The organism is Streptomyces sp. NPDC028331 (assembly GCF_055565775.1).
Genome location: NZ_JBVHTR010000002.1, coordinates 282,110 through 307,896, shown reverse-complemented (window position 1 = coordinate 307,896; position 25,787 = coordinate 282,110). Strand labels below are relative to the sequence as shown.

Annotated in this window: 19 protein-coding genes and 1 tRNA gene; 12 read left to right on the top strand and 8 right to left on the bottom strand. The window is 70.7% G+C overall.

Annotated features, from left to right (window positions below; genetic code table 11):
• Positions 1–130: 130 nt before the first annotated feature.
• Positions 131–430: a YciI family protein gene (locus ACZ4SW_RS03515; protein ID WP_468237328.1), complete on the bottom strand. Its 300-nt coding sequence runs from the start codon at positions 428–430 to the stop codon at positions 131–133.
• A 228-nt stretch (positions 431–658) separates the two neighbouring features.
• On the opposite strand from ACZ4SW_RS03515, the gene ACZ4SW_RS03510 reads away from it, so the two are divergent.
• Together ACZ4SW_RS03510 and ACZ4SW_RS03505 are read left to right on the top strand one after the other, a co-directional pair.
• Positions 659–1,105 (top strand): DUF485 domain-containing protein, encoded by a 447-nt coding sequence (locus ACZ4SW_RS03510; protein WP_468237325.1) that lies wholly within the window; start codon positions 659–661, stop codon positions 1,103–1,105.
• The gene (locus ACZ4SW_RS03505; protein ID WP_468237323.1) at positions 1,102–2,739 is read left to right on the top strand and encodes a sodium/solute symporter; all 1,638 of its coding nucleotides are present in this window, start codon (positions 1,102–1,104) and stop codon (positions 2,737–2,739) included. The genes ACZ4SW_RS03510 and ACZ4SW_RS03505 overlap by 4 nt, the downstream gene beginning before the upstream one ends.
• Positions 2,740–2,767: 28 nt before the next feature.
• Here the strand turns inward: ACZ4SW_RS03505 and ACZ4SW_RS03500 are convergent, their stop codons facing one another.
• The 3 genes from ACZ4SW_RS03500 to ACZ4SW_RS03490 form a co-directional block, all read right to left on the bottom strand.
• Positions 2,768–3,652: a cellulose-binding protein gene (locus tag ACZ4SW_RS03500; protein WP_468237321.1), complete on the bottom strand. Its 885-nt coding sequence runs from the start codon at positions 3,650–3,652 to the stop codon at positions 2,768–2,770.
• Positions 3,653–3,844: 192 nt separating this feature from the next.
• Positions 3,845–6,535 (bottom strand): SUKH-4 family immunity protein, encoded by a 2,691-nt coding sequence (locus tag ACZ4SW_RS03495; RefSeq protein ID WP_468237600.1) that lies wholly within the window; start codon positions 6,533–6,535, stop codon positions 3,845–3,847.
• A gap of 8 nt (positions 6,536–6,543) precedes the next feature.
• Positions 6,544–7,590, bottom strand: coding sequence for an SMI1/KNR4 family protein (locus ACZ4SW_RS03490; RefSeq protein WP_468237319.1), 1,047 nt, complete (start codon positions 7,588–7,590; stop codon positions 6,544–6,546).
• Between the two features lie 262 nt (positions 7,591–7,852).
• Between ACZ4SW_RS03490 and ACZ4SW_RS03485 the strand changes: the two genes are divergently transcribed.
• Complete coding sequence (locus ACZ4SW_RS03485; RefSeq protein WP_468237317.1) at positions 7,853–8,353, top strand: YwqJ-related putative deaminase; 501 nt, start codon at positions 7,853–7,855, stop codon at positions 8,351–8,353.
• Between the two features lie 24 nt (positions 8,354–8,377).
• Positions 8,378–8,872, top strand: a complete 495-nt coding sequence (locus tag ACZ4SW_RS03480) for an SUKH-3 domain-containing protein (protein WP_468237315.1) — start codon at positions 8,378–8,380, stop codon at positions 8,870–8,872.
• A gap of 1 nt (position 8,873) precedes the next feature.
• Here the strand turns inward: ACZ4SW_RS03480 and ACZ4SW_RS03475 are convergent, their stop codons facing one another.
• Complete coding sequence (locus ACZ4SW_RS03475; protein ID WP_468237313.1) at positions 8,874–10,193, bottom strand: sensor histidine kinase; 1,320 nt, start codon at positions 10,191–10,193, stop codon at positions 8,874–8,876.
• Between the two features lie 167 nt (positions 10,194–10,360).
• On the opposite strand from ACZ4SW_RS03475, the gene ACZ4SW_RS03470 reads away from it, so the two are divergent.
• The 6 genes from ACZ4SW_RS03470 to pth all read left to right on the top strand — a co-directional run bounded on the left by ACZ4SW_RS03470 (position 10,361) and on the right by pth (position 15,474).
• The gene (locus ACZ4SW_RS03470) at positions 10,361–11,218 is read left to right on the top strand and encodes a helix-turn-helix domain-containing protein (RefSeq protein WP_468237311.1); all 858 of its coding nucleotides are present in this window, start codon (positions 10,361–10,363) and stop codon (positions 11,216–11,218) included.
• Positions 11,219–11,247: 29 nt separating this feature from the next.
• Positions 11,248–11,319 (top strand) — tRNA-Gln (locus ACZ4SW_RS03465).
• Positions 11,320–11,432: 113 nt separating this feature from the next.
• A complete protein-coding gene (gene glmU, locus ACZ4SW_RS03460; protein WP_468237597.1) occupies positions 11,433–12,878 on the top strand; it encodes a bifunctional UDP-N-acetylglucosamine diphosphorylase/glucosamine-1-phosphate N-acetyltransferase GlmU in 1,446 nt (481 codons plus the stop codon).
• 136 nt (positions 12,879–13,014) lie between these two features.
• Positions 13,015–13,995, top strand: a complete 981-nt coding sequence (locus ACZ4SW_RS03455) for a ribose-phosphate diphosphokinase (protein WP_468237309.1) — start codon at positions 13,015–13,017, stop codon at positions 13,993–13,995.
• 215 nt (positions 13,996–14,210) lie between these two features.
• Positions 14,211–14,801: a 50S ribosomal protein L25/general stress protein Ctc gene (locus tag ACZ4SW_RS03450; protein ID WP_468237307.1), complete on the top strand. Its 591-nt coding sequence runs from the start codon at positions 14,211–14,213 to the stop codon at positions 14,799–14,801.
• Positions 14,802–14,871: 70 nt separating this feature from the next.
• On the top strand, positions 14,872–15,474 hold the full coding sequence (pth, locus tag ACZ4SW_RS03445) for an aminoacyl-tRNA hydrolase (protein WP_468237304.1): 603 nt from the start codon (positions 14,872–14,874) through the stop codon (positions 15,472–15,474).
• Here pth and ACZ4SW_RS03440 read toward each other — a convergent pair.
• Together ACZ4SW_RS03440 and ACZ4SW_RS03435 are read right to left on the bottom strand one after the other, a co-directional pair.
• A complete protein-coding gene (locus tag ACZ4SW_RS03440) occupies positions 15,431–19,885 on the bottom strand; it encodes a hypothetical protein (RefSeq protein WP_468237301.1) in 4,455 nt (1,484 codons plus the stop codon). The two genes, pth and ACZ4SW_RS03440, sit on opposite strands and share 44 nt — an antisense overlap.
• A complete protein-coding gene (locus tag ACZ4SW_RS03435; protein ID WP_468237298.1) occupies positions 19,882–21,117 on the bottom strand; it encodes a lipase family protein in 1,236 nt (411 codons plus the stop codon). The genes ACZ4SW_RS03440 and ACZ4SW_RS03435 overlap by 4 nt, the downstream gene beginning before the upstream one ends.
• 132 nt (positions 21,118–21,249) lie before the next feature.
• Here ACZ4SW_RS03435 and ACZ4SW_RS03430 point away from each other — a divergent pair, with 132 nt between their 5' ends.
• Both ACZ4SW_RS03430 and ACZ4SW_RS03425 read left to right on the top strand, forming a co-directional pair.
• On the top strand, positions 21,250–21,753 hold the full coding sequence (locus ACZ4SW_RS03430) for a hypothetical protein (protein WP_468237295.1): 504 nt from the start codon (positions 21,250–21,252) through the stop codon (positions 21,751–21,753).
• A gap of 285 nt (positions 21,754–22,038) precedes the next feature.
• Entirely contained in the window at positions 22,039–22,755 is a 717-nt protein-coding gene (locus tag ACZ4SW_RS03425) for an LPXTG cell wall anchor domain-containing protein (RefSeq protein ID WP_468237292.1), read from the top strand.
• Between the two features lie 70 nt (positions 22,756–22,825).
• On the opposite strand, the gene ppc is transcribed toward ACZ4SW_RS03425, so the two are convergent.
• Positions 22,826–25,558 carry a phosphoenolpyruvate carboxylase gene (gene ppc, locus ACZ4SW_RS03420; protein ID WP_468237290.1) on the bottom strand — a complete coding sequence of 911 codons (2,733 nt, stop codon included), beginning with the start codon at positions 25,556–25,558 and terminating at the stop codon, positions 22,826–22,828.
• Positions 25,559–25,787: the final 229 nt, after the last annotated feature.

Genomic DNA, 25,787 nt, shown 5'->3' with positions numbered 1-25,787 from the left:
CTCGGTCTCCCGCCGCCGGCGCTGCCGGTCCGCGACGGACGACGCGCCCAGGGCGATCAGCAACGCCCAGGGCCGTGTTCACGAGCCCGCCTCACTCCACTCCCACGCCCCCCTGGTACGACCGCCCGTGTCAGGACGGCACCTGCTGCCGGTACGCGTCGAGTGCGGGCGCCGTCTTCGTCGCCAGGAACTCGGTGAACCGGTAGGCGCACACGCCCGCCGCCACGAACGGGTCGCTCGCCGTGAGCCGCTCGATCTGCTCGCGGTCCTCACCGGCGGCGAGGATGATGCCGCCGTCGCGCGGGACCTTGCGGCCGGAGGCGAGGAAGACACCTGCCGCGTACTGCTCGTCCAGCCAGGCCACATGCGCCGGAAGGACTGCGTCGACGGCTTCGAGCGGGGCGGTGTAGGTCAGTTCCAGTATGAACACGCGCGCCAGCCTATCCGCCTCCAGTCCGTCGGGCCGGGCGGCCCTTCACCGCGAAGCCACCTCAAGTAACCGCGGGTAACATCACAGGTCGGTGTAGTAAGCGCATACCGACCGGCCAGTTTGCCGAAAAGCCCACACGGCCCGGAACCCCACGAGTAGCGTGCGTCGCTCACCCCCCGCTCCCTGCGGTCCGCCGCACCGGACCCGAGCCACGCAAGGAGAACCGGGATGTCCGACGCGTTCATACCGCGGCACTCGTCCCCCGAGTACTCATCACCGCACCACTCACCACCGCCGTACCCGACCTACCCCTGGCAGCAGCCGCCCGCCCCGCCGGCCCGGCCGCGGATGCCGGCGGCCCACCCACCGCTCGGACACCACAGCGACCTGCGCCTCCTGCGCACCGCCTACCGATGGCAGCGGCGCGTGGCCACCCTGACCGCCCTCGGCTACTTCGTGCTGTTCCTCCTGCTGTCCGCGTTCGCGCCCTCCTTCATGACGGCCACCGTCTCCGGCGGCCTCACCATGGGCCTGCTGCTCGGACTGCTCCAGCTCCCCGTCACCTGCGTCGCGATCGCCGTGTACGAGTACACGGCACGCCACGGCGTCGACCCGATCGCCGACCGCATCCGCAGGCAGGCCGAACCGGACACCGGGCGGGGGGCGGCACGATGATCACGACGAGCGCGCCGGGAGCCCTCACCGGGTTCAGCAGCTCCGCACAGGCCATGTCCCTCGTGGCGTTCACCACGGTCGCCACGATCACGCTCCTGCTGTGCGTGATGACCGGACCGGACCGCGACGACCTCGTCGAGTTCTACACCGGCTACAACTCCCTGTCCCCGATGCGCAACGGCCTGGCCATCGCAGGCGACTACATCTCCGCCGCCACCGTGCTCAGCACGGGCGGGATCATCGCCCTCACCGGATACGACGGTGTCGTCCTCGCACTGAGCACGGCACTGTCGCTGATGCTGCTGATGTTCCTGCTGGCCGAACCCCTGCGCAACGCCGGCCGGTTCACCATGGGCGACGTGCTGGCACGGCGGATGCCCGGGCGGGCGGTGCGCGGGACGGCATGCGCCGTCACCATCGCCGCACTGCTGCCGCTGATGCTCGTCCAGCTCGCCGGAACCGGCGACCTGCTGGCCTTCATCCTCGGCTTCTCCAGCGACGCCTTGAAGACGGGCTGCATCATCGGACTCGGCGCACTGATGATCAGTTACGCGGCGATCGGCGGCATGAAAGGCACGGCCCTCATCCAGATCCTGAAGATCGTGATGCTGCTCGGCTCCGGCCTGGCCGTCGCCGCGCTGATCCTGCACCGCTTCGACTGGGACCCGGGCGCGCTGTTCGCGGCCGCCGCGAAGAACAGCGGCGTCGGCCCCGCCTTCCTCCACTCCGGCCTGGAGTTCGCGGGCGGCCCGGCCCCCCGCCTCGACATGATCAGCTCCGAGCTGACGGTGGTGCTCGGCGGCGCCTGTCTACCGCACATCACCATGCGCATGTACACGGCGAACAGCGCCCCGCAGGTGCGCCGCTCGATGTCCTGGGCGGTGCCGTCGGTGGCCCTGTTCGTGCCCGTCATCACGGTCGTCGGCTTCGGCGCGACCGCCCTGATCGGGCGCGAGACCATCGCGGCGGCCGACCCCCAGGGCCGTTCGGCCTACCTGCTGGGCTCCCGGGCCGCGCTCGGGACGGACGTGTCGACCGGCGCGACACTGCTGTTCACCGCAGTCACAGCGGCGATCTTCCTGACCCTCCTCGCCTCCGTGGCCGGAATGATCCTGTCCTGCGCCAACTCCCTCGCACACGACGTCTTCGCGGCCCGGAAGCACGAGATGCCCCCGCGACGCGAGATGACCACGGCACGCCTGTCGGCGATGGCGGTGGGCGCCGTGGCGATCCTGCTCGCCACCCTCGTCCAGCACCGCAGCCTGCAGCCGCTGGCCACGCTCTCCTTCTGCATCGGCGCGTCCTCGATCGCACCGGCCCTGGTGTACAGCCTCTTCTGGCGCCGCTACACCCGCACCGGCCTGCTGTGCACGCTGATCGGGGGCACGGTGACGGTGGTGGTCCTGATGACCGGCACCAACCTGGTCTCGGGCTCACCCGCCGCGGCCTTCCCCGAAGCCGACTTCAACTGGTTCCCCTTCACCACCACCGGCCTCGTCTCCATCCCGCTGGGCTTCGTCTACGGCTGGCTGGGCACGCTCGCCTCCGGCCGCGACAAGGCCGCCGAGCAGCGCAGGCAGTACGAGGCGGTGGAAGGCTGGATCCTGGCGGGGGCCGGCCGCAGGGGCGACTGACGAACGGCCGGGCCCGCGCGGAGGCCGCCTACTCCGCGGGCGCCCGGCCCGTCAGCATCGCCAGGCTGTTGCGCACATGATCCATCTGGGCCTGCACACAGTCCCAGATCTCGCCGTGCTCCCGCAGCACCCGCTCCGTCTCCCGCGCGATCCGGTCCTCCCGCACCCTCGCCTCCGCGACCAGCTCGGCGGCGCGCGCATGGGCATCCCGCTGCACCTGCCGGGCCGACTCCTCGGCCCCGGCCAGCTCCCGCTCCGCCTCCGCCAGCGCGGCCTCGGCACGCGCCACCCGCTCCGCCTCCCACGCCTCCACCTCGGCGACCCGTTCAGCCGCCACGCGCTCCTCCTCCGCCCGGCGCTCGCCGTGCTCCCGCTCCTGCTCGGCCAGGAGCGCCTCGGTGCGCTGCCGCACCTCACGCAGCGCGGCCAGCGCCTCCCCGCGCTCCTCCTTCACCTCACGCCGCGCCGCGATCCGCACCTCGTCGGCCTCGGCGCGGGCCGCCAGCAGCCGCGTGCGGACCCGCTCCTCCGCCTCACCGCGCACCTCGTCGGCGTACGCCTGCGCCTCGTCCCGCACCCGCCGCGCCTCCTCCTGCGCCTGCGCGAGCACACGCCCGGCCTCCTGCCGCGCCTCCTCCCGCAGGGCCTCGGCCTCCTCCCGCGCCAGGTCGAACAGCCGGCCGGCCCCTGCACCCAGCCCCTCGTACGTCTGCGCGGGAAGCTGCGCCACCGTCTCGCGCAGCCGCAGCAGATCGGCCTCCATCTCCTTGGCCAGCACCGTCAGCCGGGCGGCCCGCTCCCAGGCGGCGTCGCGGTCCCGCGAGAGGGCCGAGGTGTAGGCGTCGACCTGGTCGGGACGGTAGCCGCGCCGCACGGACGCGAAGTCGTGCGGCGGCTGCGATGCGCTGCTCAACGAGGAACCCCTCTCCACCTGACCCACACGAGCCGATGACTGTGCGCACATCTTGATGGATCAGTCGGAAACGTTCATAACGCGACACTCCACATGCAAGCAACGGATACCGCCGGAGATCACTCGAAAAAGGGTCTGGGCCCGGTCGTCCGTACGACCGGGCCCAGACCCTGACGAGACGTCAGCGACGCCTCACAACAAACCGTCCCACATCTGCTCCAGCAGCACCGACCACCAACTCTCCGGCGAACTCAGCGCCGCCGGGTCGAGGGACGCGAGCTGGGCCTGGAAGTCGACCGTCCAACGGCCCGCCTGCTCCTGGCTGAGCCCGTACCGCAGCCGCCACATCCGGCCCAGCAGAGCCAGGGCGCGCACGAACTCGGGCAGGCCCGTGTTCACGAACTGCGGCGGCACGGAAGCACCGCCCGGCCCCGCCTCCACGGGCACCGCGACGATGTTCGCCGTCCCGTACTGCACACAGATCGCCTTGCCGAAGTCGCTGCCCACGACCAGGTACGAACCCGCGTCCGGGGCCGGCTGCATCCCGCGCTCCTGCGCCAGCTCCGCCAGCGTCGGCACCGGACGGCCCGGCTGCGCCTGCGCCCAGAAGAACGGGCCCATGTCGAACGGCAGTCCCGCCACCACGAGGGTGTGCGCCACGATCGGCGGCACGCCCTGCCGGGACACCGCCGCCTGCTCGAACCGGAAGATCCCCGGACCGAAGGAACCGGCCAGCTCCTGCGCGATGCCCTCCGGCGGGACCGGCGGCGCGGGCTGCACCGGGGGCAACGGCGCACGCACCGGCCCCGGACGCGCCGGACCGTCCGCCACCTGGTGCAACTCACCCTGGTGCGCGAGCAGTTGCCGCATGCCCTGCTGGCGGGAAGCGTGGTCGGTGCCGTACGGGGCGATGCTGGTGATCCGCGCCTGCGGCCAGTTCTCCCGGATCATCCGCGCACAGTACGCACCCGGCAGCTCGCACGACTCCAGCTCCGTGTGCAGCTCCAGCACCTGGTCCGGCGGCACGTTCATGGCACGCAGCTCATGGAAGATCTGCCACTCCGGGTGCGGCGTGCCCGGCGCCGAACGCCGGATCAACTGCTGCTCCGAACCGTCCTGCGCGCGGTAGCGCAGCACGGCCTGGTAGCCCGGTCCGACCGTCGGCGGGCCCTGCGGCGGATAACCGTACGACGGCTGGGCGCCGGGCACGGGCTGCCCGGGCACCGGCTGCCCCGGGACGGGCGGTCCGGGGACGGGCGGTCCGGGGACGGGCGGTCCCGGCGGCTGCGGGGCGCCCGGAGGCACTCCGGGGACGCCCGGAGGGGGCGGCGGGGGTGCACCGGGACCTGCGGCCGGCGGCCCGGCCAGCATGGTCTCGGCGTGGTGTACGGCACCGGGGGCGCCCTGCGGCTGCGCGGAACCCTGCGGGTTCGGCACGGCAGGAGCACCGGGCTGCCCGGGAGCACCGGGCTGCCCGGGAGCCGCGGGCAGGGACGCAGAGCCCGGCGGGGCCGGGGGGTTGGGGGCGCCCGGAGCGCCCGGGCCGGGCCGGTTGGGGTCCGCGAGCACGGTGGCCGCATGGTGGACGCCGCCCCCGGGCACACCACCCGGAGGGTTCGGCGCGCCGGGAGCACTCGGCGCACCCGGAGCCTGCGGCGCACCTGGAGGCGTCGGCGCACCCGGCGGCCGGGGGCCGCCCGGCGGCGGTGCCTCCGGCTGCGGAGGCGTGTGGGCACCCGCGGCACCCGCGGGCCCGTCGGGGCCGAGCTGCGAGACGAGCTGGGTCGGCACGTACCCGCCCCCCGGAGCGCCCGGTGCGGGCGGCGGCGGAGGAGGCGGAGGCGGCAGCGCACCCGGCCGCGCCCCCGGAACCCCGGGCGCACCCGGCGGATGGGGCGGACCACCGGCACGCGCACCCCGCGGAGGCGCCGCCTTGCTGGTCGCGGCGTCCGCGATGTCCGCGGCGTTCGGCGCGGGAGCCTGCGGCACGCCGGGCGCGGGCGCAGGCATGCCGGGCGCAGACGCACCGGGCGCAGGCATGCCGGGCGCAGGCGCACCCGGAACCTGTGGATAGCCGTACGACGGAGTCCCAGGCGCCCCCGGACCACCCGGCACCCCCGGGGTCTGCGCAGGACCCGGCGGAGGCGGAGTACCCGGCACACCACCCGAAGGCTGCGGGTAGCCGTACGCCGGCGCCCCAGGGGCCCGAAGGTCACCCGGAGCACCCGCAGCACCCGGCGCGCCCGACGCCGCGGCACTCGGGGCCGCACCCTCGGCCGCGTCGCTCAGCGGCGGCGCGAACACCGTCCGAGGCAGCGGCACCGAACCGTCCTCGCCCGCCTCCGCGCTCGTGTCGGTCCCCGCCCACGGCGTATCCCCCGCGGACGTCTCCGGCACCTCCTCGCCACCCCCGGCCGCAGGCCACGCCGTACCCGACCCACCCGGAGAAGCCGCCGCGGCCGGACGCGCACCCGCACCCTCCGCCACACCGTCACCGGAGGTCCCGCGATCCGCAGTCCCCCTCCTGTCCGCCGCCTCCTGGAGCCACTCCGGCGGCGTCAACAGGAACGACGTCTGGTTCAGATCCACCCGGGCCGCAGGCGCAGGCGCCGCTTCCGCGTCCCGCGTCCCGTACCGCTCCTCGTACCGGCGGATCACCTCACCCACCGGAAGCCCCGGCCACAGCGTCGCCTCACCACTGTCCCGGGCGATCACCAGCCGCTGCGCACCCCCGTCCGACCGCGGCCCCCCTTCCCGGTCCTCCGCCCACACCACGAACCCGAGGTCGAACTCCCGCACCCGCACCTCACGGTGCAGATACGCCGGCACATCCCCGTTGATCCACTCTTCCGCGCGCTCCTGCGCCTGCGCGAACGTCACCACAGCCGAACTCACTCCCCCACCGAAGACGCCGCAGACTCCGAAGACGCCGACCCCACTGGCACCGCACGCGCGAACCCGCCGTCCACCATCAGATTCGCCACCGTCTCCAACTCCGGCGGATCACCCGCAAGCCGCCCGAGGAACTCGTCGAAGTCGTCACCGCACGGCAGCAACAACCGCTCCACCCGCTCCGCCGGCGTCCACGACGCATCCACATCCCGCGCATCGTCATACGCGCAGAACCACACCGAACCGATCCGGTCACCCTTCACCTTCACGGCCAGCAACCCGCCCTGCACGAACCCGACGCCCAGATAGTCCTTCGTCAGATGGTCACGCAGACACTTGTTCACATACACCAGGTCATTGACCGCCGCCTCGTCCCGCACCGTGAAGAACGGCTGGTCCACCAGCAGACCCAACTCCGCGTCCAGCGCCGCACCCACCGGCGCACAACCACCCGCCGCCTTCAGGAACGACCGGTACGCACCCGGCAGCCGATACCCCAGATCCTCCTCGACCCCCTGCACCTGCGACTCCGTCACCGCCACCGACGACTTCGGCAACCCGAAATGCACCGGCCGCGTCTCCTGCAACGGCCGCGTCCCCCGCTTCCCCTGGTCCACCTTCGCCGTCGCGATCCCCCCGTGATGCCGCAACAACGCCTTCACCTCGACCGGAACCAACTCCAGCCGCCGCGCCCCCCGCACGTGATGCCACGTCCAGCCGTGCGGCGTCGCCACCGACGCGACCGTGTCCCACAACTCGTGCCCCGACGCCGCCAACGCCGCGTTCGCCGACACGTAGTCCGTCAACCGCAACTCATCCACACCGAAACCCTCCGGCGGCTCCGCGATCTCCGCCGCCGCACGGGCATACGGCGAGAAATCCGGATACCCGTACTCGTCGACCCGCACCCCCCGCGGATGACGAGCCGCCCTCACCGGGTCCGGAAAATGCACGACCTGCCCGGCGTACGCCGCGTTCGGCGGCGCGACCTGTCCCCCAGCCTGGCGGCTGGACGGTGCCCCCAGCCCGAGCCGACCTGTCGTCACGGTTGCCCCCTGCGGCTTTCTGTCTGGCCTGAACGGCGATCACGGATCACGGACGCCGACAGCCTATGCGGTACGACGACACCGGTCACCGGCCCACCACTCCCCCACCCACCAGCCCGCCACCCCACATGACCAGCCGTCACCCCACCGTCACCGAACGACCCGACACGGGCGTGTCGCACCGCCCCAGCTTCCGCACCCGCCACGGCATTTGGCAGTCTGTGTCCCCACCGGGGGGATGCAAGGGAGGGGAAAGACAACCATGAACACCGCACCAACAGACACCACCGGCGACCCGCGCATCGGCTGGAGCACCACCGACACACCCCCCGCCCCCACCCTCCGCCACCGCCGCGACGGCATACTCCCCACCATCGCCGCCGCCCTCTCCGTCCGCGGCACCACCCTCACCGGCACCGCCGCCCGCGGCGACCAACCCCCCGCCCTGCACCCCCTCGTCCAGGACTTCCTCGACACCCTCACCAGCAGCCAACGCGACCGCTACACCGGACGCTGCGCCGAAACCATCCTCATCTCCCGCCACATCACCGCCGCCGACGCCACCCGCAGCAAACGCGCCGCCCGCAAACCCATGACCAACGGCGAAGCCCGCAAAGCCCTCAAACACGCCAAACTCACCACCCGCCGCATCCGCGAAGACGGCGACCCCCTCCACGGCAGCTTCGCCCCACCCTGCCGCGCCTGCACCGCACTCAGCGCCCACTTCGGCGTCCGCATCATCGACCCCACACCGCAGGACTGACACCCCACCGACGAACGAAGACAGATGCACGCCGACCGCACCTCGACCACCCGCTTCCCCGCCCCCGTCGACGCCGCCCTGCGCACCGCAGGCTGGCAACCCGGCCGCTGGGACATAAAACAAGCGGAAATCTGGGCCGACACCCTCCGCGGCCACACCTCACCCGCAGGCCACCGGCACGCCGTCTTCCCCGCCGCCGTCGAAGCCTGGGCCGAATTCGGCGGCCTGACCATCACCCCCCAGGGCCCCGGCCGCCAACTCGCCCCCGCCACCCTCCACCTCGACCCGCTGCACGGCCTCCACATGGCCCGCACCCTCGGCGACCTCGGCCGCGCCCTCGACACCGAAGTCAGCCCCCTCGGCGCGGAGACCGACCACCACACCCTCCTCGCCATCGACACCGAAGGCCGCGTCTACGCCCTCGACCACACCGGCGACTGGTACCTCGGCCCCGACATCGACCACGGACTCACCACCCTGCTCACAGGAATCGAACCCGCACGACTCACCGCAGGCTGACTCAGGCCACCCGCGCCGGAATCACCGCCGACACCCGGAACCCACCCGCCTCCGTCGGCCCCGACACGAACACCCCACCCAACGCACCGACCCGCTCCTTCATCCCCAGCAGGCCATTGCCCCCACTCGGCAACCCCGCCGCCCGAGCCGACCCCGGCTCCGGCGGCGGCTCGTTCTCCACCTGCATCGCGATCTCCGCACTGCGATGCGCCAACCTCACATGCGTCTTCGCCCCCGCCGCATGCTTGTGGACGTTCGTCAACGCCTCCTGCACCACCCGGTACGCCGTCTGCTCCACCTCCGGCGCATACGACCGCACCTCCCCCTCCACCGACAGATCCACCACCATCCCCGCCGCGGCGGACTGCCCGACCAACTCCTCCAACTCCGCAAGACAAGGCCCCTCGGACCCATCCGGCCCCACAGCCCGCGACGCGGCAGCCGCAGCCGCCACCCCCACCGCCGCAAGAGGCACAGCCGGCCGAGCCGACCGCACCACACCCCCCTCCCCGCTCCTCAACACACCCAGCATCTCCCGCAACTCGGTCAGCGCCTGCCGCCCCATGTCCCCCACCAGCGCGGCATTCCTCACCGCCTTCTCGGGATCCTTCCGCGCCACAGCCTGAAGCGCCGCGGCATGCACCACCATCAGACTCACCCGATGCGCGACGACGTCATGCATCTCCCGCGCGATCCGCGTCCGCTCCTCGCTCCGCGCCCACTCCGCACGCTCCTCCGCACGCTCCGCAAGCAGCATCAGCTCCCGCTCCAGCGAATCCGCCCGCTCCCGCAAGCTCTCCATCAACCGCCGCCGGGCCCCCACGTACAACCCCAGCAACACCGGAGGAGCGGTCATCCCCAAAGCGGTCGTCACCGACAGAAACGGAATGAACCCACCGGCGATCGACAGATCCCCCCGCACCATCCCCTGATGCGCCCGCACATACGTGACGACGAACATCCCCACGAACGACATCCCGGCCAGCGCACCGATGATCCGCCGAGGCAACTCCGACGCAGCCAGCGTGTACAACCCGACAAGGCCCATCAGGAACCCCATCTGGGCCGGCGTGATCGCGATGCTCACCAGCACGACCGCAATCGGCCACCGCCGCCGCAACAGCAACGTCAGCCCCGCGAACAGCCCGAACACCATCCCCACCGGAACCGGCAGACCGGCATCCCGCGAGAACTGAAGCCCCTCCACCGAACACTCCACGGCCGACACCGCCGCGAGCCCGATGTCCAGCACGGCACTACGCCACCGCACCCACCACCACGGCCCCCCGGCCGCGGCGTGCACTTCCCCCGACGTGGTCATGACCCCAGCCTACGGTCGCCGGGCGCGGCTTTTCCGGCGAGTTTCCACGACTGCGCCACACCACACTCCGTAACCGAACAGAAGCGAAACGCCCCGGAATCCCTCGAACTGCTGAATCGCACACCGTTCGACCCCGGAAGGACGGATTCCGCCCAGAGGTTATGCCCATGGCACACGCACACGGCAAGTACGCGGACTTCGAGGGACTACGGGAGCGGGCGGTGGCGCTACGGCGCGCGGGCCTCAGCCGCCGGCAGATCCGTGACCGGCTGCACGTCGACAACAACGACATCCTCAACCGGCTTCTGGAGGGAGAGCCGCCACCGGAATGGACGAAGCGCCCGAACGCGAAGGACGACCTACGGGCGCGAGCCCGGGAGCTACGACTCCAGGGCTGGACGTACGACCAGATCCAGGTGGAGCTCGGGTGCTCCCGGGGCTCGGTGTCGCTTTGGGTGCGGGACCTGCCGAAACCAGAGCGCCGCGATCGTACCGAGCAGGCGAAGCTGGCAGCCAGGAAGCGCTGGGAGCATGAACTGGCGGTCCGGGACGAGCAGCGACAGCAGACTAAGGCGGCCGCCGCCCTGGAAATCGGCGAACTCTCCGATCGGGAACTGTTCATCGCGGGCGTGGCCTTGTACTGGGCCGAGGGCACCAAAGACAAGCCCCACGCGCGTCGCGAGCGGGTCACGTTCGTCAACAGCGACCCTGACATGATCCGGCTGTTCCTGGCCTGGCTGGACCTTCTGGGAATCGAGCGGGAGCGCCTCAGCTATCGCCTGATGATTCACGAGACAGCCGACGTGGAAGCAGCCGAGCGGTACTGGGCGGACCTCGTCGAGGGAGACCGGAGCGCCTTCGGCAAGACCACCTTGAAACGTCACAACCCCAAGACGGTGCGCAAGAACACCGGCGATTCCTACCGCGGCTGTCTCGTAATCACCGTGCGACAGAGCGCCGAGCTGTACCGTCGCGTCGAAGGCTGGTGGTGCGGCATAGTAGGTGCCGCGACCTCAACGGACTAGCAGAATGTCCGTTTAGGACGCCTATGCACTCCCCTGTGGTGTAATTGGCAACACGGGTCACTTTGGATGATTTGTTCCAGGTTCGAGTCCTGGCAGGGGAGCCCAATACACCCGGGCCCTGACAGCACCGTCAGGGCCCGCTCGCATGTCCCCCGGGAAACACCCCGGTATCCTGCGGATGTCCACCCCACCCACGAAGCCGAAGGGCATCCCCGTGAGCGCCAACCGCCCGGCCGCCGTCGTTGTTCTCGCAGCGGGTGAGGGCACCCGTATGAAGTCGGCCACACCCAAGGTTCTGCACGAGCTCTGTGGCCGTTCCCTCGTCGGGCATGTGCTCGCCTCCGCGCGCGAGTTGAAGCCCGAGAATCTCGTCGTCGTCGTGGGCCACGCCCGGGAGCAGGTCACCGCGCACCTGGCCGAGATCGACCCGGGTGTCCGTACGGCCGTGCAGGCCGAGCAGAACGGTACGGGGCATGCCGTGCGGATGGCTCTGGAGGAGCTCGGCGGGTTCGTCGAGGGGACGGTCGTGGTGGTGTGCGGTGACACTCCGCTGCTGACCGGTGAGACGCTGCAGCGGCTCTCCGCCGCGCACGCCGCCGACGGCAACGCGGTCACGGTGCTGACCGCGGAGGTTCCGGACGCCACCGGTTACGGCCGGATCGTGCGGGACGACTCGGGTGCCGTCACGGCGATCGTCGAGCACAAGGACGCGGACGACGCCCAGCGGGCGATTCGTGAGATCAACTCGGGTGTGTTCGCTTTCGACGGCCGGCTGCTGGCGCAGGCGCTGAAGCAGGTCCGGACGGACAACAGTCAGGGTGAGGAGTACCTGACGGATGTGCTGGGGATTCTGCGGGAGGCCGGGCACCGGGTGGGGGCGTCGGTTGCCGTGGATCATCGGGAGATCGCCGGCATCAACAACCGGGTGCAGCTCGCTCAGGCGCGTCGGATTCTGAACGACCGGCTGCTGACGTCCGCCATGCTGGCCGGTGTGACGGTCGTGGATCCGGCGACGACGTGGGTCGATGTGACCGTGACCTTCGGGCAGGACGCGGTGGTTCATCCCGGTACCCAGTTGCTGGGGTCGACGCATGTGGGTGAGGGTGCCGAGGTGGGTCCGAACTCGCGGTTGAAGGACACCGAGGTGGGTGCCGGGGCGCGGGTGGACAACACGGTGTCGGATGGTGCCGTGGTGGGGCCGCAGGCTTCGGTGGGTCCTTACGCGTATCTGCGTCCGGGTACCCGGCTGGGGCTGAAGTCCAAGATCGGTACGTATGTGGAGACGAAGAACGCGTCGATCGGTGAGGGTACGAAGGTGCCGCATCTGTCGTATGTCGGTGATGCGACGATCGGCGAGTACACGAACATCGGTGCCGCGAGTGTCTTCGTGAACTACGACGGGGAGAACAAGCACCACACGACCGTCGGGTCTCACTGCAAGACGGGGTCGGACAACATGTTTGTGGCGCCTGTCACGGTGGGGGACGGTGCGTACACCGCTGCCGGGTCGGTGATCACGAAGGACGTGCCGCCCGGTTCGCTGGCCGTGGCCCGCGGTCAGCAGCGGAATATCGAGGGTTGGGTGGCTCGTAAGCGTCCCGGGAGCGCGGCGGCGAAGGCGGCCGAGGCGGCGTCCCGGGAGGTGGAGGGCGAGTCCTGACCGGAATCGGGTGCGTCTGGGACGGCGTACCGTGATAAGTGCACACCCGCACCCCATCAGCTTGAGGCGGTTCCTCGTCCGTGGTGGCGAGGTCGTCTCGACATTCAGCTGCGAACACCTCTGAGGAGACAGTGCTGTGACCGGGATCAAGACGACCGGCCAGAAGAAGTTGATGTTCTTCTCCGGCCGCGCCCACCCCGAGCTTGCCGAGGAGGTCGCCCACGAGCTGGGTGTCGGGGTCGTCCCGACGAAGGCCTTCGATTTCGCGAACGGTGAGATCTATGTTCGTTATCAGGAGTCGGCGCGGGGTGCCGACTGCTTCCTGATCCAGAGCCATACGGCTCCGATCAACAAGTGGATCATGGAGCAGTTGATCATGATCGACGCGCTGAAGCGTGCGTCGGCGCGTTCGATCACTGTGATCGTGCCGTTCTACGGTTACGCGCGGCAGGACAAGAAGCACCGTGGGCGTGAACCGATTTCGGCGCGTCTGATCGCTGATCTGATGAAGACGGCGGGTGCGGACCGGATTCTGACGGTGGACCTGCACACGGATCAGATTCAGGGTTTCTTCGACGGTCCGGTGGATCATCTGTTCGCGCTGCCGCTGCTGGCGGACTATGTGGGCACGAAGGTGGACCGGGACAAGCTGACGGTGGTGTCGCCGGACGCGGGTCGGGTGCGGGTCGCGGACCGTTGGTGTGACCGGTTGGGTGCGCCGCTGGCGATCGTGCACAAGCGGCGTGACAAGGACGTCGCGAACCAGGTGACGGTGCACGAGGTCGTGGGTGAGGTCGAGGGCCGGGTGTGTGTGCTGGTCGACGACATGATCGACACGGGTGGCACGATCTGTGCGGCGGCGGACGCGTTGTTCGCGCACGGTGCGGAGGACGTGATCGTGACGGCGACGCACGGTGTGCTGTCGGGTCCGGCGGCGGACCGGCTGAAGAATTCGCGGGTGAGTGAGTTCGTGTTCACGGACACGCTGCCGACGCCGGGTGAGCTGGGCCGGGATCTGGACAAGATCACGGTGTTGTCGATCGCGCCGACGATCGCGAGTGCGGTGCGTGAGGTGTTCGAAGACGGTTCGGTGACGAGTCTGTTCGACGAGCAGTGAGTCCGGTTCCGTAGGGCCCCGGGTCTCGGGGCCGGCGGAGATCGTTTTGGGTGCGGCCTTCTTGTGCGGGTAAACTGCTGCAGTTGCTCGGCGAGGGAGGCCGCACTCGTTTTTCGGGATGCGGCGGTCCGTTATCGACGCGCTCTTCGTAGCAGGCCGTTCGTGGCCGGGTGACCCCGACCGTTTGTCCTACGTACTACTACGAGGAGTGAGAGATGTCCGAGGTGAAGATCGCCGCCGAGACGCGCACCGAGTTCGGCAAGGGTGCCGCGCGTCGTATCCGCCGCGACAACAAGGTTCCGGGCGTGCTGTACGGGCACGGCTCGGAGCCGCTGCACCTGACGTTCCCGGGTCACGACCTGCTGCTGGCGCTGCGTACGCCGAACGTCCTGATCGCGCTGGACATCGACGGCAAGTCCAACGAGCTGGCGATCCCGAAGTCCGTGCAGCGTGACCCGATCAAGGGGTTCCTGGAGCACGTGGACCTGCTGCTGGTGAAGCGCGGCGAGAAGGTCACGGTCGAGATCCCGGTGCACGCCGAGGGTGAGCTGGCCCCGGGCGGCAACCTGCTGGAGCACGTCCTGAACGCGCTGCCGGTGGAGGCCGAGGCCACGCACATCCCCGAGGCGCTGACGGTCTCGGTCGAGGGTCTGGAGGCCGGCGCGTCCGTGCTCGCCAAGGACGTCGCTCTGCCGAGCGGTGTGACGCTGGCTGTGGACGAGGACGCGGTGGTTCTGCAGGTGCTGGCCGCGCAGGCCGAGGAGGCCGTCGAGGGCGAGGGCGAAGAGGCCGCTGCGGAGGCCTGATCCCTCATCGACACCGTTTCGTCAGCCGCTGCTCCCTGGGGAGTGGCGGCTGGCGCGTATTCGAGGAGACGTGGACGTGACGACCGACGCAGGGGCGCCCTGGCTCATCGTGGGGCTGGGTAATCCGGGGTCCGAGTACGCGATGAACCGGCACAATGTGGGGTTCATGGTGGCTGATCTGCTGGTGGGGCGGATCGGGGGGAAGTTCAAGCGGGCGGGCAAGGCGCAGGCGCAGGTCGTGGAGGGGCGGATCGGGCCGCCGGGTCCGGGGAGCCGTCGGGTGGTCGTGGCGAAGCCGATGTCGTTCATGAATCTGTCGGGTGGCCCGGTGAACGCTCTGCGGGATTTCTACAAGGTGCCGGTGGGGAACGTCGTCGCGGTGCACGATGAGCTGGACATCGATTACGGAACGTTGCGGCTGAAGCTGGGTGGTGGCGACAACGGTCACAACGGGCTGAAGTCGATCTCGAAGGCGATGGGGCGGGAGTATCACCGGGTGCGGTTCGGGATCGGGCGTCCGCCGGGCCGTATGCAGGTGGCGGACTTCGTGTTGAAGGACTTCTCCTCGGTGGAGCGCAAGGAGCTGGACTACTTCGTGGAGCGGGCGGCGGACGCGGTGGAGTGTCTGGTCACAGAGGGTCTGGAGCGGGCGCAGAGCGCGTACAACTCGTGACCGGTGTCGCGAAGCAGCGTTCCAGGTGGTGGAGGTGCTCGGTGGTGGCGTCCGGGTGGGCGGCGATCCAGGCCTGTGCGTAGTCCTGTAGGGCGGCGCGGTGGGGGGCGGATCCGGTGTACTCGGCGAGGCGGCTGAGGACGCGCCAGGCGTGTTCGCTGTCCCGGTGGGCGACGAGCCAGTCGAGGGCCTGCTGGACTGTTCCGGGGTCGGGCAGTCCGGCTTGCTGCATTCTCAGCAGGGTGGGGGCCAGCACGTAGGACGCGGCCTCCAGGAGTCTGTGCCGTTCGAGCCATGCGGCCGCGTGGTGGAGGGCGCGTTCTTCCGTCTCCGGGGGGAGTGCCTGGATTTTGAGGAGCTGGCGCAGGACGAAGCTGGCTTCTTCGGTGGTGCCGAAGCGGTCGAGCCAGGCGAGTCCCGCGCGCAGGGCGGGGGCGTCGGGGATCTCGGCTTCTTCGAGCCGGTGCAGCAGTGGGCTGAGGACGAAGGAGTCGTCGAAGGTCAGGTCCTCGGGCCGGTGGCCGAGCCATTTCTTCGCGCGGCGGATGACGCTCTTTTCCGTGTCGGGGGGCAGGGGTGGGAGTTTCAGGAGCTGTTCCAGCAGGGGGTTGGTGTCGGTCGTCCTGTTGTTGCGGTGCTGGTCGCGGAGTCGGGCGAGTGTCTCTCGTACGGCGCGTTCGGTCTGGTCGGGGGTGAGTTCGGGACTGCGTGCGAGGAGGTGTTGCAGGAGGGACTGCGCCTGTTCCTGGGTCTCGGGTTCCTGTGGGGTGCCGTGTTCCTCGAGCCAGGCGAGGGTGTGTTCGAAGGCCTGGTCCGCGACGGTGGCGGCGTCGAGGTGGTCGGTGGCGACGTCCTTGCACGTCAGCAGTGCCCGTAGGACATGGCCGGCTCTCTCGTCGGTGCGGAATTGATCGAGCCAGTTCAGGGTGCGGTCGACGGCGAAGGAGAGGACGTCCTGCGCTTCGCGGTGGCGTGCCCGGTGCAGGAGCGGGGCGAGCACGAAGGAGGCGTCGAGGATGTCGTTGTGGACGTCGAGCCAGGTCATGGCGGCTGTGAAGACGGGTTCCTGGTGCTGTGGGGGGAGTTCCCGGATCCTGAGGAGTTCGCGCAGCGGGTGGCTGTCCTTGGGCTGGGGGGCGGGGGGTGGTTTCAGTCGGTGCAGTGCGACGGTCACGGCGCGGGTCTTCTGTTCGGGGGTCAGTTCGGTGCCGCGGGCGAGCAGGTAGCTGAGTGTCTGGGTGTCGTCGGATGCCGGGCCGTGCTTCTCCAGCCAGGTGAGTGCGTGGTCGAAGGACTGGTGGGCGACGGCGGTGGCGTCGTGGGTGTCGGTGGCGGCGTCGGGGAGCCTGAGCAGGAGTCTGAGGATGTAGTCGGCGGCCGTGGTGTCGGCGTGTGCGTCGAGCCAGGTGAGGGCGCGGGCGACGGTCGTGGCGGAGTCGCCGTGGGAGGGCCGGCTCCGGTGGCTCTGGAGCAGTTGGGCGAGGACGAAGGAGGCGCGGACCTCGGTGCCGTGGATGGCGACCCACGCGTGGCCGTGGTCGTTCACCTGCCGGAGGATCCTGTCGGGCAGGCCGGGCCGGTCGATGAGGTCGGTCAGGAGGAATCCGGCTCCCACGTCGCGGCCGTGGATGGCGAGCCACTTGAGGGCCAGTTTGGCGAAGTGTTCGGCCTTGGAGTCGGGCAGTGCGCGTCGGCGGAGTGCGGCGGTGAAGACGAATTCGGCGCGTTCGCGGGTGGCGTGCTGCTTCAGCCATTCGTGGGCGGCTTCGAGCAGGGTGGGCCAGTCGTCCGATTCGGTGTCGGTGGAGCGGAGCAGGTCGGTGAGCAGTCTGTCGCTGCCGAGTTCGGTGCGGAGGTGGTGGGCCAGTGCGATGGCGTGGCGGCGGGCGGCCGCCACGACGGCCGGGCTGTGGCCGGCGTGGTGCAGCAGGCTCTGGAGCCGGGGGCCGGCGCCGGGGTCGGTGCCGTGCTTGTCCAGCCAGCTCAGGGTGAGGCTTTCGAGGTGGTCGCGGTAGGGGTCGGGCAGGTCGGCCGCCTGGAGCAGGGTGTTGATCAGGGCGATCGCGTCGGGGTCGGTGTCGGTGTGGTGGTCCAGCCAGGTCCGTGTGCGTTCCAGGAGGATGTCGGGGACGGGCTGGGCGCAGTTGCGGACGGCGTCGGCGAGGAAGGTCCGCACGAGGGACGGCTCTTCGATGCGTTCCGTCCAGGGGGTGACGATGCTGTCCCAGGCGTCGGTGATGGCCTGACGCCATGGGGTGGTGGAGATCATCGCGACGAGGGTGCGCATGCCGTCGCGGGGCTGCCCGAGGAGCATGTCGACGACGGCTGTCGAGTTGTTCTTGATCCAGTTGCGGAACGTTCGTTCCAGTTCTGTCTGCTGCCGGGCGGACAGTTCGAGGGACCAGCGGCCGATGTGTCCGATGGCCCGCTGGAAGGACGGGGGGTCGCCGAGGAAGGCGTCGAGGAGCTGCTTGAGGGAGGCCGGGTGGACGGCTTCCCCTTCCTGCAGGCAGGTCTGCTGGAGGAAGGCGTCGGCGACGATGTCGTGGATCGCTTCCACGGTGTCCGGGCCGTCGGTGGTGGGCAGCAGGAGCCAGCCGAGCGCCACGAGCCGGTTGACGATGCCCTCGCCGTCCTCGGTGCCGGGGCCGTCGGCGAGGCAGCGGTCGACGGCCCGTTCGACGGCGTCGCGCGGCTGGGGGCAGGCGAGGGCGGCGGCGGTCGCGGCGAGCAGGAGGGCGCGGTCCGGTGCGGCGCCGGGGGGTGCGCCGTGCGGGGCGAGTCCTTCGGGGGTGCGCAGGTTGAGCCAGCGCAGGAGCGTCTTGGAACGGGCCACGGGCCATTGGAGCTGGCGGGCCGCCGGGATCGGCTGTCCGGTGTCGAGCAGCCCTCGGAGGTGTCGTTCGACGGCGAGGGCGTGCAGCAGGGCGAGTACGGGGCGGGTGCCGCATATCTTCGCCATGTCGGTGAAGTCCCAGGCGTCGAAGGCGGTGGGGGCCACTCTTTCGAAGATCTGGGCGGCGACGGCGCGTTCGTAGGTTTCGTCGTCGAGGAGCTCGACTTCCTCGAAGAGTTCCTCGGAGCCGCGCTTGCGCAGCAGGCGGAGGGCGCCGGGGCGGGCGGAGGCCAGGCAGGCGATCCGGCTGCCGTCGGGGTCCTCGGTGGTCAGGCTGGCGGCGAGGCCGTGCAGGTCGAGGGATTCCTGGGTGTCGAGGTAGTCGAACACGAGGAGGATCCGCCGGTCCGGCTGGGCCCTGAGGTCCTCCCGGATCTCTTCCAGGAGGTCGTTCGCGGTCAGCCGGGCGTCCTTGGCCGCGTGCAGGACCTGCCAACCCTTGTCTTGGGCGCGTTTGGCCACTTCCAGGCAGGTACGGGTCTTGCCGACGCCGCCGGGCGCGGTGAGGAGGACCCCTCGGAGGGGTTCGCCGAACTCGTCGGCCGGCGGGTCGGCCAGGCGGGCCAGCAGGTTGTCGGGGGTGGCGGGGTGCTGCGGGTCCTGGGGGGCGACGTAGGGCAGATGGTCGTCGCTGAGGTAGGTGCCCTTGCGTTGCAGCAGGTGCAGGGCGTCGCGGTGGGTGAGCAGCCCGGCGTTGCGCGGGGTCAGGCGTCCCCAGTTGTCGAGGTCGCCGCTCCAGTAGCGGGCGTCGAGGTACGGGATCTGTCGGCTGTTGTCGGCGGCCATCCGGGTGCGGACGGCGTCGATGAGGCTCTGGGGGTCGGCGGGCCAGACGGGCGCGGCGGTCAGTTCCGCGATCAGTGCCTCGGTGAACGCGCCGCCCCGGCCTTCCCTGCCGTCGGACGCGGTGGCGCCGTCCTGGGTGGCGTACAGGCTCATCAGGCGGGAGGAGGCGCTGCGCGGGGGCGGGCTGGGGAAGCGCATGCCTCCGGCGCCCTCGATCGCCGGCTGGTACTGCCGGCAGGCGTCGACGAGGAGGACCTTGCGGGCGATGCCGGCGTAGCGGGGGCTGTGCAGGAGGGTTTCCTGGAAGTTCTCCGTGGAGAGGGTCAGCTCGCGGTGGCGTGCGGCGTCGGCGTAGAAGAGTTTCTGCTGCCTGGCGCCCGGGGCCAGGGCGCCGTGACCGCTCCAGGCGAACCACAGCAGGTGTCCCCGCCAGGTGGGCAGTTCCTCGTCGAGGACCTTCCAGATCTCGTTCTGGGTGGCGCCGAGGAGGGGTACTCCGAGGTCTTCGGCGGCCCTGGTGACGCGTTCGCGGTTGGCGGCCGTGACGGACACGCACAGCCGGATGTTCTCGGCGGGTACGCCGTTGGCGCGCAGCCAGGCCGCGTGGCTGAGGGCGTCGACGGCGGCCCCCGGGAGCGGAAAGAGGTAGCTGTCGTCTCCGTAGGTCTCCACGCCGACGAGTACCGCGAACGTGTACCGCGGGTCGACGTCCTCCAGGGCCGCGGTCATGCTCCGGTCGTCAGGACGCGTGCGAGCAACCGGTGGACCTCCGGGTTGGGGAAGTAGCCGCTGTGTGCGGCGGGGAAGGGCTGGCCGCTGCTGAGTTCGACGTCCCGTACCCGGCCGGGGAAGACGGGCTCCGCGGGGAAGCCGAGGAGATCGCGGGCGTCGTAGACGTTGGTCCAGGCCGGGAAGTGCTCGGGCAGCGGCTTGCCGGGGGCGAGACCGGGCAGCCCGCCGATCTCGTGCAGGTGGGCGGCCTGTGAGCCGACGGTGACCAGGTGCCGCACGCCGGGCAGCTCTTCCTGGGCGAGCAGGTCCACGGCGGCGATGCCGCCCAGGCTGTGGGCGAACAGCACGACGGGGCCGTGGTCGCGGGTGACGGCGGCGACGCGCTCCTTGATGAACAGGCGCAGCCCGGCGCCGCGGGCCAGGTATTTCAGGACGTCACCGGCCTGGGGGTGGATCCGTGTCATCAGCCAGGCGCGTCTCTTCTCGACGGCGCGCATCACACCGAGCTTGTGGGCGGCCCATCCGTGCAGCAGGAACACGCCCAGGCCGATGCCGCGGGGCCGGCCGCCCAGTTCACCGGTGATGATCCGTACGGCCTCGTCGCGTTCGTCGGTGGTCCACAGGACGGGCGTGCCCCGCCGGACCGCGCCGCCCAGGAGGTGCGCCACGGCGGCGGTGGCGACGGCCGCGGGCAGCTCGCCGGGGCCGAGGCCGTGAGTGAGGGCGTCGCGCCCGGTGTCGCTGTCGAGGACCGCGGTCAGGGAGGCGCGGAAGTCCTCGAGGGCTCCGGCGGTCGCGAGGAGCTGCTCCAGCCGGGCGGGTGGGTCCGCGGCGAGGGCGCGGGCGCGTGCCTCGGTTTGCGGGCCGGAGCGGTCGCCGAACATCGGCCCGTCGGCGTCCCCGAAACCGCCCGCGTCGGTTCCGGGCCGGCGCAGTGCGGCGAGTGGGTCCTCGTAGAGGGCGCCCCAGACGACGGCGTCCCGGTCGTCGGGGTCCAGGTCCTCGGGGTCCAGGTCTTCGTCCGCCGCGGGTTCCGGCTCGGGGACCGGGGCTCCGGGCAGGGCGGCCGCCCCGACGTCTGCCGGGACCCCGAAGGCCTCGCCCCAGTAGCAGTCGTGCACGCGGGAGTGCGGTGCGATGTCCCCGAGCCTGGCGCGCAGCAGTTCCAGCGTCTCGGCGTACGCCGGTTGCCTGACGCCGGTGCCGTGGATGAAGAGCAACGCACCCATCGATCCCCCCAGATGTCCCTAGTGCCGCGCGCATCCATCTGTCGTTCATCTTAGGGAAGTTGCGGCCGGGAGCGTCCGTTCCGGACGATGCGGGCCGCCGGCTCGGGTTGACCGCACACGCAGCGATGGCCAATGATCCCCGCCATGCCTGCTGCCGCCGCCCGCTCCCGCCGGGCCTGGTCCGTCACGCTCCGCTGGGGCCGGGGTGCGCTGATGGGCGTGGTCGTCCTGTTGATTCTCGTCGGTGGTGTGTGGGGTTCCTGGGGTACCGCGCAGCACCTGATGCTGACCAAGGGGCGCGAGCGCGGCACGGTCGAGGTGACGGGGTGCGGGGCGGGGGCGTGCAGTGGTCCGTTCACGCCGTCGTCGGCCGGGGCGAGCGCCCGTGCACGGGTGGTGATCAAGCAGCCGGTGGCGGTGCAGCGGGGGCGCACGTACACCGTGGTGGTGAAGCCGGGCACGGACGAGGTCGTCCGTTCGGGTCCGGCGGGGATCCTGTACGCGTGGCTTCCGCTGGCCGGCGCCCTGCTGATGGCGTCGGTGGTGGTGGCGGGCGGGCTGCGGCTGAGGCGTGCGGCGTGGGTGCTGGCGGGTGCGGGGGTCGCGTTGGTGACGGCGGCGTTCGTGGCGCTGTGAGCCGGGGGCCGGGGATCTTCTCCGCACGCTCTTCTCGCCGCTCTTCTCCGCTCGTTCTTACGCTCGTCCTTCCGTTCGCCTTTCCGTTCGTTCTTCCGTTCGCCTTTCCGTTCGTTCTTCCGTAGAAAACCTTTGCGTTCTCTGATCGTGACTGAGACGTTCGAGGCGTACGGTCACAGATGGGACGCGACGGGATTCCTGTGGCTTGACCGGGTTCTCGCGTGGCAGGAAGCTTGGCCGGCCCCCTCCACATCTTCCGTTCCGTTTCCCGAAGATGGACTGCCCATGCCTACCCTCATGCGCGCCGGCGCCCTTGTCGCCGTCGCCTCAGCAGCGCTGCTGACCGCTCCGTCCGCCCACGCCTCGGCTCGCGGCGACAACGGCGATGTGAAGATCCACAAGTCCGCGACGGACGAGCACGACCAGCGCAACGAGCCGCACGTGTGCTCGTTCTACCTGGACGCCTTCCACTTCGACGGCCGGCAGCGGGTGGACTGGCACATCGAGGCCTGGGCCCCGACCGGCAAGCCCAAGGGCACGACGGTGAAGACCGGTGACATCACCCTGGACGCCGACGGCCATGGCCGTACCGCCGACATGACGCTGCCCGACGGGCACTACAAGCTGTTCTGGAACTTCGACGGCGAGAAGGGCGCGGCCAAGCACAAGGTGTTCTGGACGAAGTGCGAGGGCTCCGGCGGGGGCGGTTCGGCGCCGTCGGGCTCGCCGTCGGCGTCGGTGTCGGCCTCCGTCCCGGCCTCCGCGTCCGCCTCGCCGTCGGGGACGGCGGGGGCGAGCGCCTCGCCGAGTGCGTCGTCGTCCGGTGCGGGCGCGGTGCCGTCGGCGTCGGTGTCCGCGTCGCCGTCGGCGCAGGGTGGTGGCGGTGACCTGGCCCAGACCGGCAGCAGCGCTCCGGTGGGGCTGCTGTCCGGCGGGGCGGCCGTGCTGGTGGCCGGCGGCGCCGGTCTGGTGCTGTGGCGTCGCAGGGCCTCCAGGGGCTGACGTCCGCCGGATGTGACGGTGCCCCCGAGCCTCGTACGGGCTCGGGGGCACTTGTCGTGTCGGGCCGGGGTCAGCCGGTGTTGCGGAGGCCGGCCGCGACGCCGTTGACGGTGAGCAGCAGTGCTCGTGCCAGCAGCGGGTCGGGCTCTTCGTCGGCGGCGGCCGCGTCGCGCTGGCGCTTGAGGAGGGCGACCTGGAGGTAGGAGATGGGGTCCAGGTAGGCGTCGCGGATGGCGAAGGTCTGCTTGAGGACCGGCTGGGCGTCGAGCAGTTCCTGTTCGCCGGTGACGCGGAGTACCTCGCGGACGGTGAGTTCGTGTTCGGCCCGGATGGTGTCGAAGATGTGCTTGAGGTTGCCGGGGACGAGTGTGTCGACGTAGTGCTGGGCGATCCGCAGGTCCGTCTTGGCGAGGGTCATCTCGACGTTGGAGATGAAGTTGCGGAAGAAGTGCCACTGTTCGTGCATCTCGGTGAGCACGGTGTCGAGGCCGGCTTCGCGCAGGGCCTTGAGGCCGGAGCCGACGCCGAACCAGCCGGGGACGATCTGCCGGGACTGGGTCCAGCCGAACACCCAGGGAATGGCGCGCAGGCCGTCCAGGCCGGCGCCGGAGTCGGGCCGCCTTGAGGGGCGGGAGCCGAGGTGGAGGTCGGCGAGCTGGTCGACGGGGGTGGAGGCGAAGAAGTACGCGGGGAGGTCGGGGTCCTCGACGAGCCTGCGGTAGGCGGCGTGGGCGGCGTCGGAGACGACGTCCATGGCGGCGTCCCAGCGGGCGAGGGCTTCGACGGACTGGCGGGGCGCGGTGTGCAGGGCGGAGGCCTGCAGGGTGGCGGCGACCGTCAGTTCGAGGTTTTCCCTGGCCAGCGACGGGATGAGGTACTTGTCGGAGATGACCTCGCCCTGTTCGGTGACCTTGATCTCGCCTTCGAGGGTGCCCCAGGGCTGGGCGAGGATGGCGTCGTGGGTGGGGCCGCCGCCGCGGCCGACGGTGCCGCCGCGGCCGTGGAAGAGGCGCAGGCGCACGCCGTAGCGGTGGGCGACGTCGCGCAGGCGGCGCTGGGCGCGGTGGATCTCCCACTGGCTGGTGGTGATGCCGCCGAACTTGGAGGAGTCGCTGTAGCCGAGCATGACCTCCTGGACGTCCCCGCGCAGCGCGACCAGGCGCCGGTAGGAGGGGTCGGAGAGCATGTCCTCGAGGATGGTGTCGGCGGCCTTGAGCTCGTCGGTGGTCTCCAGGAGGGGGACGATGCCGATCTTGGCCCAGCCCGCGTGGAGGTCGATGAGGCCGGCTTCGCGGGCGAGGACGGCGGCGGCGAAGACGTCGTCGGCGCCCTGGCACATGGAGATGATGTAGGACTCGATGACCTCGGGGCCGAAGACCTTCAGGGCGCGCTTGACGGTTTCGAAGGTGCCGAGGGTCTTGGCGCCGGCCGCGTCGAGGGGTGCCGGGGTGGGGGCGAGGGGGCGGCGGGAGCGGAGTTCCTTGGCGAGCAGCTTGTGGCGGTACTCGCGGGGCATGTCGTCGTAGCGCCAGGATTCCTCGCCGAGCCGGTCGAAGAGCTGGCCGAGGGCGTGGTGGTGGGCGTCGGCGTGTTCGCGGACGTCCATGGTGGCGAGCTGGAGGCCGAAGGCGGCCAGGGTGCGGATGGTGCGGGCGAGGCGGCCGTCGGCGAAGAGGCCGCCGCGGTGGGCGCGCAGGGAGGTCTGGATGAGTCTCAGGTCCTGCAGGAGCTGGCTGGTGCCGAGGTAGTCGCGGCCGGGCTGGTGGGCGGTGCCCTTGGCGAGGCGCTCCTTGGTGTTGACGAGCTTCTGGCGGATGCAGGTGGCCTTGAGCCGGTAGGGCTCCTCGGCGTTGAGGCGCTTGTAGCGGGGACTGATCTCGGGCAGGACTTCGAGGTCGGTCTTGAGGGAGTCGAGGAGTTCCTCGGTGGCGCCGGTGTAGCGGATGGAGTTGGACAGGAAGCCGCGCAGCTCGTCGATCATCTCCAGGGCGTCGTTGATGCCGTGCTCGTGCTGGAGGATGAGGACTTCCCAGGTCACGTCGGGGGTGACGTTGGGGTTGCCGTCGCGGTCGCCGCCGATCCAGGTGCCGAAGGTGACGGGGCGGGTCTCGTCGGGGAGCTTGACGCCGACGCGTTCCAGTTCCGCGGTGAGGTCCTCCAGGACGTCGCCGACGGCGCCGGCGTGGAGTTCGTCGAGGTAGTAGATGGCGTTGCGGGCCTCGTCGGCGGGCTCGGGGCGCACGACGCGCAGCTCGTCGGTCTGCCAGACGAGGTCGATGTTCTCCGCGAGCCGGGTGTCGAGGCGTCGGCGGTCGGACTCGATGACGGGGGTTTCCAGGAGTGCGGCGATGCGCCGGAGCTTGTTGAGGACCGACCGGCGCGCGGCCTCGGTGGGGTGCGCCGTGAAGACGGGGCGCACGTTGAGGTTGCGGACCGATTCGCGCAGGTGGTCGGGGTCGGCGTCCTTGAGGCGGTCGGCGGTGCGGGAGAGCAGGCCGCCTTCGGCGGCGCGCTTGGCGCGCAGCTCTCGGCCGCGGTGCACCTGTTCGGTGACGTTCGCCAGGTGGAAGTAGGTGGAGAAGGCGCGCACCAGCTTGGCGGCGGTCTCCAGTTCGGTTCCGCGCAGCAGCTCCGCGGCGGCCTCGCCGTCCTCGCGGGTCAACCTGCGGACCCGTTCGACCAGCTCCAGGAGCTCGGGACCCTCCTGGCGCACAAGGGTCTCGCCGAGCAGGTCGCCCAGTCGGCGGATGTCGGCGCGCAGTTCGCTGCTGGTCGTCGTCGTCTGGTCGTCGGCACTGCTCACAGGTGCGGCTCCTTGCAGTGTTGAAGCTCGTCTGGGAGGGGACCCGGATGGGTGCCGTGCGCGGCGGGTGCCGCATACGGGCCGGGCATCCGGGAAGAAATCAGAGCGGACCGCGCTGTCCGACCGACTCCAAGGATAGGTGGCGATGCGGACGCGCAGGCTCACGGGCTCTTGCTGCCGGGCGACGCACTGCCATACTTACGACGCCGTAGGTTACGGAACCGTAGGT

Bases quoted from the DNA above. Each gene is read 5' to 3' on its own strand.
- ACZ4SW_RS03510 (WP_468237325.1), top strand. From the start codon at position 659: ATGTCCGACGCGTTCATACCGCGGCACTCGTCCCCCGAGTACTCATCA.
- ACZ4SW_RS03505 (WP_468237323.1), top strand. From the start codon at position 1,102: ATGATCACGACGAGCGCGCCGGGAGCCCTCACCGGGTTCAGCAGCTCC.
- ACZ4SW_RS03485 (WP_468237317.1), top strand. From the start codon at position 7,853: ATGAACACCGCACCAACAGACACCACCGGCGACCCGCGCATCGGCTGG.
- ACZ4SW_RS03480 (WP_468237315.1), top strand. From the start codon at position 8,378: ATGCACGCCGACCGCACCTCGACCACCCGCTTCCCCGCCCCCGTCGAC.
- ACZ4SW_RS03475 (WP_468237313.1), bottom strand. From the start codon at position 10,193: ATGACCACGTCGGGGGAAGTGCACGCCGCGGCCGGGGGGCCGTGGTGG.
- ACZ4SW_RS03470 (WP_468237311.1), top strand. From the start codon at position 10,361: ATGGCACACGCACACGGCAAGTACGCGGACTTCGAGGGACTACGGGAG.
- ACZ4SW_RS03450 (WP_468237307.1), top strand. From the start codon at position 14,211: ATGTCCGAGGTGAAGATCGCCGCCGAGACGCGCACCGAGTTCGGCAAG.
- ACZ4SW_RS03440 (WP_468237301.1), bottom strand. From the start codon at position 19,885: ATGACCGCGGCCCTGGAGGACGTCGACCCGCGGTACACGTTCGCGGTA.
- ACZ4SW_RS03435 (WP_468237298.1), bottom strand. From the start codon at position 21,117: ATGGGTGCGTTGCTCTTCATCCACGGCACCGGCGTCAGGCAACCGGCG.
- ACZ4SW_RS03430 (WP_468237295.1), top strand. From the start codon at position 21,250: ATGATCCCCGCCATGCCTGCTGCCGCCGCCCGCTCCCGCCGGGCCTGG.
- ACZ4SW_RS03425 (WP_468237292.1), top strand. From the start codon at position 22,039: ATGCCTACCCTCATGCGCGCCGGCGCCCTTGTCGCCGTCGCCTCAGCA.